The 9,555-nt window shown below is 60.1% G+C and carries 14 protein-coding genes; all 14 read right to left on the reverse strand.

What is annotated here, in order from left to right; all coding sequences use genetic code 11:
- Nucleotides 1-159: 159 nt before the first annotated feature.
- On the reverse strand, nucleotides 160-1,203 hold the full coding sequence (locus HPY58_12955; protein ID NPV30527.1) for a hypothetical protein: 1,044 nt from the start codon (nucleotides 1,201-1,203) through the stop codon (nucleotides 160-162).
- A gap of 67 nt (nucleotides 1,204-1,270) precedes the next feature.
- Nucleotides 1,271-1,867, reverse strand: a complete 597-nt coding sequence (locus tag HPY58_12960) for a stage II sporulation protein M (GenBank protein ID NPV30528.1) — start codon at nucleotides 1,865-1,867, stop codon at nucleotides 1,271-1,273.
- Nucleotides 1,788-2,606, reverse strand: coding sequence for a hypothetical protein (locus HPY58_12965; GenBank protein NPV30529.1), 819 nt, complete (start codon nucleotides 2,604-2,606; stop codon nucleotides 1,788-1,790). The genes HPY58_12960 and HPY58_12965 overlap by 80 nt, the downstream gene beginning before the upstream one ends.
- Complete coding sequence (locus HPY58_12970; protein NPV30530.1) at nucleotides 2,594-3,940, reverse strand: CpaF family protein; 1,347 nt, start codon at nucleotides 3,938-3,940, stop codon at nucleotides 2,594-2,596. Before HPY58_12970 ends, HPY58_12965 begins: the two co-directional genes overlap by 13 nt.
- Nucleotides 3,937-4,668 carry a hypothetical protein gene (locus tag HPY58_12975; GenBank protein NPV30531.1) on the reverse strand — a complete coding sequence of 244 codons (732 nt, stop codon included), beginning with the start codon at nucleotides 4,666-4,668 and terminating at the stop codon, nucleotides 3,937-3,939. Before HPY58_12975 ends, HPY58_12970 begins: the two co-directional genes overlap by 4 nt.
- Entirely contained in the window at nucleotides 4,640-5,173 is a 534-nt protein-coding gene (locus HPY58_12980; GenBank protein NPV30532.1) for a hypothetical protein, read from the reverse strand. Before HPY58_12980 ends, HPY58_12975 begins: the two co-directional genes overlap by 29 nt.
- Nucleotides 5,174-5,274: 101 nt before the next feature.
- Entirely contained in the window at nucleotides 5,275-6,033 is a 759-nt protein-coding gene (locus HPY58_12985; GenBank protein NPV30533.1) for a hypothetical protein, read from the reverse strand.
- Between the two features lie 4 nt (nucleotides 6,034-6,037).
- On the reverse strand, nucleotides 6,038-6,205 hold the full coding sequence (locus HPY58_12990) for a Flp family type IVb pilin (GenBank protein ID NPV30534.1): 168 nt from the start codon (nucleotides 6,203-6,205) through the stop codon (nucleotides 6,038-6,040).
- Nucleotides 6,206-6,237: 32 nt separating this feature from the next.
- Entirely contained in the window at nucleotides 6,238-7,047 is an 810-nt protein-coding gene (locus HPY58_12995) for a type II secretion system F family protein (GenBank protein ID NPV30535.1), read from the reverse strand.
- 238 nt (nucleotides 7,048-7,285) lie between these two features.
- Complete coding sequence (locus HPY58_13000) at nucleotides 7,286-7,663, reverse strand: DUF192 domain-containing protein (protein ID NPV30536.1); 378 nt, start codon at nucleotides 7,661-7,663, stop codon at nucleotides 7,286-7,288.
- On the reverse strand, nucleotides 7,660-7,980 hold the full coding sequence (locus tag HPY58_13005) for a hypothetical protein (protein NPV30537.1): 321 nt from the start codon (nucleotides 7,978-7,980) through the stop codon (nucleotides 7,660-7,662). The genes HPY58_13000 and HPY58_13005 overlap by 4 nt, the downstream gene beginning before the upstream one ends.
- Before the next feature lie 52 nt (nucleotides 7,981-8,032).
- On the reverse strand, nucleotides 8,033-8,683 hold the full coding sequence (locus HPY58_13010) for a hypothetical protein (GenBank protein NPV30538.1): 651 nt from the start codon (nucleotides 8,681-8,683) through the stop codon (nucleotides 8,033-8,035).
- Between the two features lie 22 nt (nucleotides 8,684-8,705).
- A complete protein-coding gene (locus HPY58_13015) occupies nucleotides 8,706-9,128 on the reverse strand; it encodes a hypothetical protein (protein ID NPV30539.1) in 423 nt (140 codons plus the stop codon).
- A partial coding sequence (locus HPY58_13020; protein ID NPV30540.1) for a hypothetical protein occupies nucleotides 9,122-9,555 on the reverse strand: 434 nt, incomplete at its 5' end. The genes HPY58_13015 and HPY58_13020, both read right to left, overlap by 7 nt.

Raw genomic sequence — 9,555 nt, forward strand, 5'->3', positions numbered from 1 at the left:
TCCTTAACGTAGCGTGGTTCGAGCGCCTGGTTCGTTGGCTCCCACACTGAGGCGGGTCATAGCGCGGCATGGTTGTGCCCGAAGGCAACTCATGCCGCTTTCTCGCCTGAAAGGATGGGGCTGCTGATTTCTGCAGGCCCCCGCCTTCAGGCGTGGGGTCTATGACGTGAACTGGGCGATCAAGGCGGAGGCGTCGGGGAAGACGATCTTTCCGAAGGCACGCTTGATGGAGTCGAACACGGAGCGGTTGGGGACAACGGCCTCCAGCTTCCAGCCGGACTCCAGCCAGGTCTTCAGCGCGGCCTGCCCTTCCTTCTCCCCTACAGCGTGGATTATCTTTTCCGCCCTCTTGTAGATCCTGTCCACGAGCTCAGGCAGGGAGGGCATGATCTCCACGTCGATCTCGACGATCAGCCACTTCGCGCCCGCGTACCTGTTGCCCGCAAACGCGCTGGAGCTTGCGTGCAGGTATTTACCTGAGCGCAAGGCCTCCTCCAGGGTTTTCCCGTAGAAAGCGTAAGAAGACGGCTTGGGCGAAAGCTCGAGGTGCACCCCGTCAAGCCTGGCCGCCAGATCTCGCGCCACCGGGCCGCTCTCCGCGTCCGACGTGGACCGGAACACCGCAAGGATTCTTTCTGCCATCTCCAGGATTCCCTCAAGCCGAGCCTCCACGCCCGCCTCCCGCGCCAGCGGGACGACTTTCGGCCTGGCCTCCTTCGCGGGCGGTTCGGGCAGCTTTATTTCCTGCCGCTCCTCACCGGGCGGCTCCGGCTCCTGGAAGACTGCAGGCTCTTCCTCTTCGACCCAGACGAGGGGCTCCGGATAGAGGCCGTTCTTCAAGGCGTGCTCCGCGGCCTTCACCACTGCCCTGATCCCGATTCCCCTCCCCACTGCTGGAGCGATTTCCCTTCCGTCCAGCCCGCAAACCTTGCCGCCGCGCTTGACCAGGATGCAGGGCTCGGGAACTCCGAACTTCAGGGCATTTTCGATAGATTCCCCGGCGCTCTCGCTTCCCGCGACCACGACAATGGGAACGCCGAGCCCGATGGAGACCGAAAGGTCGTTTTTAAACGATGCCCCCTGCACCACCACCGCGACGGCATCGCCGGCGGGCCTGGCTTCGCTTAAGGGTTTAAAAGAAATGTTCGTAGCTTTCGCGAAGGACTCGATTTTATCGGGCCCTGCGTTGATGAAAACCTGCAAAATCCAACCCCCTTTTGCCGGTGTTTGCTTGAAAAAAGAAAAAGCGCGGAAATTCCGCGCTTTGCTCTCAAAGAATTCTGCTCGCCAATCCTGACGAAATCCACGTTTCCACGCACGCCGCTACAGCAAGCATGGCGAGCGGCGCTCCAAGCAGGCGGAGTTTTTTCTTCACCGGCGCTTTAAGCATCCCGACGGTGCACGCCGCGAAGACCGCCACGAGTTCGATGACACCGTGCGGTGAAAGTGCAGCAACGTACCTCCACCAGGAAACGTCCCCGTAGGCGCGCATTACGGCGCCCAGAAAGCCCAGGATGCCCCCGTTAATAAAGCAGACAAGAGCAGGGAAGGTCCCCCTCGTGCCGCGCCCCAGCAGGGCGCACAAGAAAACGACAGAGAGATTCTTCATAAAGATGAACAGAGCGGCTTCTACCCCGCTCCCCGCGCTAAGGCGACCGCTCGCCCGGAGGCCCACGTCGATAAGGGAAACCATGTGAGGCAAAATCGCTTTGTGCCCCAGCGCCCCGCAGGCCGCGCCCAGGGCGAAAATTCCGCCCCATACGAACAGCTTTTTGTTGAAGAGTTTTTCAAGCTCCGACAGCTTTCTCCACCATCCCTCTAATGAACTTGTTGCCCAGGAACACCATTCCGGCGCAGAAGAGCACAACCAGGTTCCCCCCGGTGGTCGTAAACAAAGGGCTCGCGAACTCCGGAGCAAGCACCCGGGCGGCCCCGATCAAGACAAAGGGTAGAACGCTCAGGATCGAGGCCGTCGTCCGGATTTCTGCGGTCACGGCGCTCACGTACTTCCTGTCGCTCTCGCGCTCCCTCACGGCGTCCGACAAATAGTTGAACACTTGCACCAGGTCGCAGCCGGTGGTTTCGTAGAGCCTGACCGCCATCGCCAGGGAGTCCAGGTCCCTCCACCCAGTGACCCGGGCAACATCCCTCACGGCCTGAAGCACGGTGGAACCCGTCCGGGCGCGGGAAAGAATTTCAACGAATATGTTCCTGCCGGGCTCAGGGAGGGAGGGAGTAATGTCCTCCAGCGCCTGATAAAGCCCAAGCCCGCCCTGGAGGGCGGAGGCAAGAGCGGTCAGAATTCGCCCGTACTGGGCGCGGAGCGCGTCCTCCCGCGCCTTTTCCCTTCTCCGAATGAGGGCATTGGCCGCGAAGTACCCCCCAAAGAGGCCCAGAGCGGCGAAATGAAGCTGTCCGGTCACTCCATAGGCGGCGAGGGCGCAGGCAAAGCCGCAGAGGACCACGTGGAGGAGCTTCTGGCTGAAGGTGCTCCTGGCGTGCTCCAGCGTCCACTCCTCCTGGAGCGATACCCCGCGCGGGCGCAAGACGTGCCAGGCAAACAGGTAGACCGCAAGGAAAACCAGAAGACAGGCTAAAGCGAGCACCTCCAGCCCCCCTCCCGCACAAGCTTCTCCTTCCGGAGGAACTTCCTGCCGACCCAGACCCAGTCGTTTTTCTCCCTGCTGAACGCCCAGAGCGGGTTGAGCTCCACGCCGGAAACGGCGCCCGCCTCGTTTCTCCGTATTCCAGCAACCTCCACCACGTGGTCGACCCGCCTACGCCCGGTCCTGTCCATCTCAACGTGGACGATCAGGTCGACGGCGCTGGCGATCATGTTGAGAATTGCGCTCTCATTCAGGTCCATCCCTGTCTGCAGGACCATCCCCACGAGGCGCGTGATGGAGTCCGCCGCGGAGTTGGCGTGCAGCGTCGTGAGCGACCCGAGGTGCCCCGTGTTCATCGCCTGGAGCATATCGAAGGCCTCCGCGCCCCGGCACTCCCCGACGATGATTCTTTTTGGAGCCATCCGCAGAGCGCTTTTGACCAGCCTGCGGATGGGAATCTCCCCCTTCCCCTCGATGTTAGGCGGCCGGGCCTCGAGCCGGCGCACCTTCGGGTGCTGGAGCCGGAGCTCCGCGGGGTCTTCGATGGTGATGATGCGGTCGCTCTCGGGAATAAAGGAGCCCAAAACATTCAGCAGAGTCGTCTTCCCGCTTCCGGTACCCCCGCTGACGACGATGTTCTGCCTGCTCACGACAGCCGCCCGCAAAAAGTCCAGGAGGGCGCGGGAAAACGCCCCGTTTTTCAAAAGCTCGGCTACAGTGAGGTCCTGTCGGAAGCGGCGGATCGCGACCAGGATCCCGTCCACGGCGATGGGAGCGATCTGGGCGATCAAGCGCGAACCATCAAAGAGCCTGGCGTTGACCTCGGGTTCGGCGTAGTCCAGCCGCTTCCCCGTTGGGGCGATCATCCGCTGGACTACGTCCCGCGCCTGCTCGACGCTTTCGAACTGCTCCTCGGCGTCGAACTCGATGCCGTTTTTCTCAATGGTAATCTTCGTATTGTTTACGATAATCTCCGTCACTTCTGGATCCCAGAAGTACCTCTCCAGGGGGCCGTAGCCCATGATGTCGTCGAAGAGGCGCTGGACCAGGGCGGGCACGTCCGGAGTGCCCACGCGGATGTCCAGGTACCGCATGCAGTTGAGAGCGATAGCTTTAAACTTCGAGCGGACCACGGGGTCCCGGGAGCGCACCGTCTCCTCAAGCCGGAACTGCTGGCGCACGATTTCCTGAACGTGGTCTTTAAGCTGAGAATAAACCTCGGGAGAGATAATTTCTTCCTTGTCAGGTTCTTCCGAATAGGGCTCGACCGCAGCGCTGATGAGCCCGTCCCGGGCGGCAAACATCCCCAGAAGAGCAACGTCGCGCTCGCTCAATTCCCGTTCCCCCTTTCGAAAAGGCTCAGCACTTGCTTTTTGAGACGCCCTGTTTCCAGATACCTTCTGTTGCACATAGCGCGCACCGCGGGGTCGAACGGCAGCACGCAGTCCGGCCTCAAGACCTCCCTGACCTCTTCGTCCCGGAGAGCGCCCGGCGCCCTGCTCTGGTTGAGGACGATCTTCACCCTGCCGCCGCAGCCCAGGCGGGAGAGGAGCTCGACCTCATCCCGATAGCGGTCGAGGTCGGCCCGGTCGGGCCTCAGGACGAGGCAGATCACGTCGCAGATGATCGCCCCTGCCCAGCCGGCCCCCCAAACCGGAGGGAGAACCGCCACGGCGTAGTCGAACTCCCGGCGGAGGTAGGTCAGCGTCCGGGACACGAGCCTGCTGTCCACCTGCGGCACGTCCAGGGGTCTGGCGGCGCCGGGGATCACGAACACGGAGCGCGGGTGCACGACCCCTGCCCGCTGGATTTCGGCCGGCCCGCTCACGCCCGCCGCGTCCAGGACGCTCGCAGGGCAGACGTCCGGCGTCAGTCCCATGTACGATCTGACCTTCCCGGCAGGAGAGAAGTCAACCAACGCAACCCGCTTCCCCGACTCCGCAATAGATAATGCGGCAAGGCAGGCGAGGGTCGCTGCTCCCGCTCCCGGGAGCAGCGAGAGAAAACCGGCCGCAAATCCCCCACCCGCCTCCTCAGGAGTTGTCGGAAACGGAAACTTCACCGGGCTTCTCCTCCTTTGAAGGCAGGACGACCGCGAGCTTTTTGTTGCGCACCACCGCCTCCGCGACCGCGGGTGCAGAATTTGCCGGAACGGCTACGACGTACTGCTTAGAACCCTCCTTTGCTGCTTCCGGCGTCTGAAGAATCACGGCGCGGGCGATTAAGCCCACGACAGTTCCCTTTTCCCCGTAGGGAACCTCACCGTAGAGCTCAACCCTGTCGCCGCGGCGCAGGCCCTCCATCCCCGTTGCGGTATCGGGAGGAAGCTCAACCGCCGACCAACCCTCTGGAGCGTATGTCCGGAGCGCGGCGAGAAGCGAGCCGGAGGCAACCAGGTGCTCTTTTCTGATGATTTCCCCCGCAAGGATGGGGCCGAAAGCGACCGTTTTCCCTTCCGCCTCGCTTCTGCTGGCGGCAGAATCCGGAACGACGGATGGAGGAACGTTTCTGACCGCAAGGTCCCCCGCGCCGATGGTTGCGCCAACGGAAAGGTTCCGGGCAGCCACCAGAACGGGAACCGAAGGCTGCATTGCTTTAAGCGAAACGTAAACGAGCAGCGCCGCTACGAGCGCCAGGACGAAGGATGTCGCCAGCGGGAGGTTTTTCTTCAGCGATATGTTGATGAGAAACCACTCCTTTCCAGGAAATCGAGTATTTTCTTCTTCCCAACAAACACGCTCCCGTCGGGAAGCCGGAGACAGGGAAAACCGCGGCCGGGCGATTCCGGAGCGGACAGCACCTCGCCCCTGTAGCCCATCTCCCTGACTTCCCTTTCTCCTTCAGAAGAGTAGGGAACAACAACCGGCTTCCAGCTTCTCCCTTCGGGGTCCTTTTCAATGAAGGCTCTTAATGGTTCGTCGCAGTATTCGCACCAGGGAGAATAGTAAAGAAGGAGGGTCTCCTGCGCCTGCACCTGTCTTTTGCCCTGCACGGACGACGAAACAGGCGCAGGAGGCTGAAGGCCGGCTCCGATCTTCTCAGCAGGTTTCGGGTGAAGCCGGAAGCCGAAAAAGGATAAACTGCACACCAGGGGAAGGGCAAGAGCGATCGCCCAGACGGACCTGCCATCCCTGACCAGGCACAGAGACGAAACGACCCCGGCAAGCGCAAAAAAGACGGCCGCCAGGGTGCAGCTCGGGCAGATTCCCACCGTAGCCTGAGCGGCAAAGCTGACTGTTGCAGAAAGGGTCCCCGTAGCCGCGGCCGGGAGGTTCAGGCCGAAGAGAGAAAAACCGACACCGGCAGCGGCCACGACAGCACCTGGCAGGGTTAAAGGCCCATACTTGGTCGTCAAGAGCACAATTAACGCAGCCAGGAAAAAGGGAGCACTCAGGCTCCCTTTCCCGAACACCTTTACCCTTTTCATCGTCTTACTTCGGTGCCGCCTGCTCGATCTGCTGCCCCACGCCGCGGAACTTCTCGACAAGCTTGTCCCCCAAAAAGATCAGGGCAGCAATGCAAACCACCGCAACCAGAGCGAGAAGCAGACCGTATTCAGACAGAGACTGTCCTCTTTCGTCTTTAAGGACATCTAGCATGTTCAGAAAACCTCCTTTCTCAATCGAAAGTCTCAATCGAAAGCTTTGAGTAAAGCCACCAGCGCCGGGTAGCCCAACGCGATCATACAGGGCCCCAGAATGAACAAGAGAACCGGTAAAACCAGCTTCACGCTCAGCTTGTTGGCCGCTTCCATTATTTCGAACCTCCGGACCGTTCTCATCTGCTCTGAATGCGCCCGCATAATCTCGGCAAGGCTGCTCCCATAGCGTAGCGCCTGATTTAAAACCCGCGCCAGCGTCCTCAATTCATCCACATCGCACCTGTCGGCCATTTCGTCCAGGGCGTCAGCAAGCCTTTTCCCGGTGCTGCTTTCCAGAAGGGCGCGCTCCACCTCCTCCCGCAGGGCCCCTCCCGCTCCTTCTGCTGCCTCCCACAGAGCAAGCCGTATGTCAGACCCGGCAGAGAGAGCTGTCGAAAGGAACAGGGTGAAGTCCGCCAGGGCGAGCCGGATCTCGCTCTTCCTCTTCGAGATCCTGCCGTTGAGCCAGATGTTGGGAGCAAGGTACAGCAGGGGAGCGAACAGGACCAGCCAGAAGAGGTCGGTGCCCACCAGGAGCATGGGAATGAAGAGCACCAGAAAGCCCCCGACCAGGGAGAGCCTGAGGCCCAGGAACCACTCGGGCTTCTCCTTGATTCCAGCCTGGGCCAGCTTCTTTGCGAGCCGGTCCTGCTCTTCAGGAGACGAAAACCTGAGCCCCGTCCGGCAGAAAACTTCGGAGACCCGCACCCTGTTCGCAGGAGCGACCTTGCCCAGCGACGGAAGGAGAACGGCTCCTCCCGCTAAAAGAGCGGCAACAGCAGCCACGTCAGGCAGCTGCACCACCTCCCCGATTGAACTTCTCAGCGGTCTTGTAGGCGTCCCAGATCCCGTAGATCCAGACAACAGGAAGCAGGATAAAACCTACTAAGATCGCACAGAGTAATCCAGATATTACGGCGGTGACCATGAGAGCGATTCCCTTCCCTATCTGGCCGTTGTAGATCTGGCCGAGGCCGACAATGAAAAAACTTAAAATCGCAGCGAGACCAGGGTTTTTCGCGGCCTGGTTAATACTGTATCAGCTCCTTTCCAGTTTGATTTTGTCTCCGGCTCGGGTTCCCGTCTCTCGCACGGTGCCTGCGGAAAGTTCAAGAACTGCTCGGGCTCTCCGCACGTAGGGGGAGAACCGGAAGGGGGGCATATTTTCCACGACACCGGCAACCGCAAAATCCTCATCGAGAAAAACAACGTCAATGGGAAAGCGCATGAACCAGGTGTGGACCGCCCGGCAGGGGACGATAAGCAGACCTTCGCCTGAAGGAATACTGCTTCTTCCCAAGAGACCGCGCAGGCGCTTGAACAAAGCGCCGGCAATTTCGATGCTTTCCGCCAGCACAGTTCCGCGCGTCAGGTTGAAGACCCGAAAAGTTTTTCCACCCCCTTTTCTTTTTTTCAGTGCAGCCCCGCCGTCCGGAGAGCCTCAGCGAACGTCTCGAACGGCGTTGCAATGCTCGTGAAATCCGGAAAGACGCAGCGCCCATTCAGGCAGCTGAAAAGCAACAGCGAAGCCAGGAAGAAGATGACCAGGTCCGTCGTCAAAAGAGACACTCTCGGCGGGAACCCGCACGCTTCAAAGACACCGGCCGCCAGGAGGCGGGCCCCGGCGAGCAGAAACGGTCCCCCTACGATCAGGACGAAGAAAACGTGAAAGCCCCGTCCCGCCAGAAAAGACAAGAGAAAGTCGGAAAGCGTTCTGAAGTTAAGGCGGTCCACGGAAAAGCACCCCCTTAAAAAAAGAAAGCCCGGCGCTTTGCCGGACCAATCGCTAATCCTTCCAGCAGGCGTCTTCAGGTGCCTTTCTCCACTTGCCTGTCTTGGGGTCGTAGTAGAACGTAGCCGCTTCGGAGCAGGTCTCAGTTTCATAACTTTCGGAAAATACCCCGAACAGATTCGGAAAGAGGCTCCTTGCTCTGCTTTTAAGATAAACAACAACTGATGCTACGTCGTGGCGGATCTTCGGGCTGCCCCTGCTCAGCCAGACATCTTCTGCCTGATCGGGGAGATTGACAAGAGCAAACGCTTCGGCCGTGTCTCGAGAGTGTTGTTGAGAATACTCCACCCATCTCTTCTTGATGACGTACCAGCAGGAGCCGCCGCCACAGGAGCAGAGGGGCACGCAGTAGTCCTGCCACTCTCCTCCGTCGATGAGTTCCCTCTCCAGGCCGGTAACGTTTTCAGTGTGGATACCGCAAGGCTCACACCAGCAGGTACAGCCGTATTCGTCGCAATCGCACACCCTGGTTTCTCCCCGGTCGGTCTTAACGTCGACATTGACCCATCTTTTCACCCCGGAGTAGGAGGCGGCCAGAGCTGCGGCATCCGAGGCCGTCTGAGTCTGCTCCCTGAGGATGAGAAACCTCCCGAACTCGACGAGACCGGCGAAAAGCAGCGTCAATACTATTACGAGCACCGCCATAATGGGGAGAAACGTCCCCCGCTCATTCGTAACCGGTTGCCAGGTCTCTCCAGCCGAAAGTCGCCCGGGCACTGAGCGTCACCTCCCTTGAGCCGAAAATCTTTTCAGAGAGCGGACCGAAAACGGGGTGCGGGTAGCTCACAACGCAGGTTACTGCATGCACGCGGTCGCCGTCATACCTTTTCATCTCCACGTCTACCTTCGAGGCGCGGTTGCCGAAGAACTGCTGGGCGCGGGCGCGGGCTTTGGCGGTGCCGGCGCTCTCACTTCCTCCGACGATAACTGCCTCCCTCGCCCCGTCGCGGGCGATGCGCTGGAGGTAGAGTTTGTCTCTGACGAGAAGAAACACTTCGGTGCAGGCGTAAAAGAAGATCACGAGGATAAGGCACGAAAAGACAAGCTCAATCAAGACGGTGCCTCTTTCCGATTTGAGTCTCTTTACCACAGGAATTCACCCGACCTCCTGAACCTGTACTCGAACACGCACAAAGAGGTTTTCTCGATTTGAGGCAGCTCGTAGAGATAAAGCCTCTTTATCCTGGGTTCGGCCACGACCCTGGCGCGGGCCGAGTCCCCGTCCTTCCAGACACTGGCAGAGACGCTTTCCGGCTTCACGAACGCATACGCCCACTTTCCCAGACGGCTCAGGGCCCTCGATTCGGCGGAAGACTCGTCCATGGTGACAGCGTACCTCTCGGCAGCTTCGTGGGCTGCCTCCTGGATAAAGAACGCCCCGATACCCCACAGCGACATGGCAAGCAGGCCGTAGGCAAAAGCGGCAAAGATGATTATCGCAAAGACGAATTCAATCAGGACGGTTCCTCTTTCGCTTCTTGCCGAGCTTTTGTTTTTGCTGCCCACTCTACTGCACC

It is taken from the genome of Bacillota bacterium (assembly GCA_013177945.1).
GTDB lineage: Bacteria > Bacillota > DSM-12270 > Thermacetogeniales > Thermacetogeniaceae > Ch130.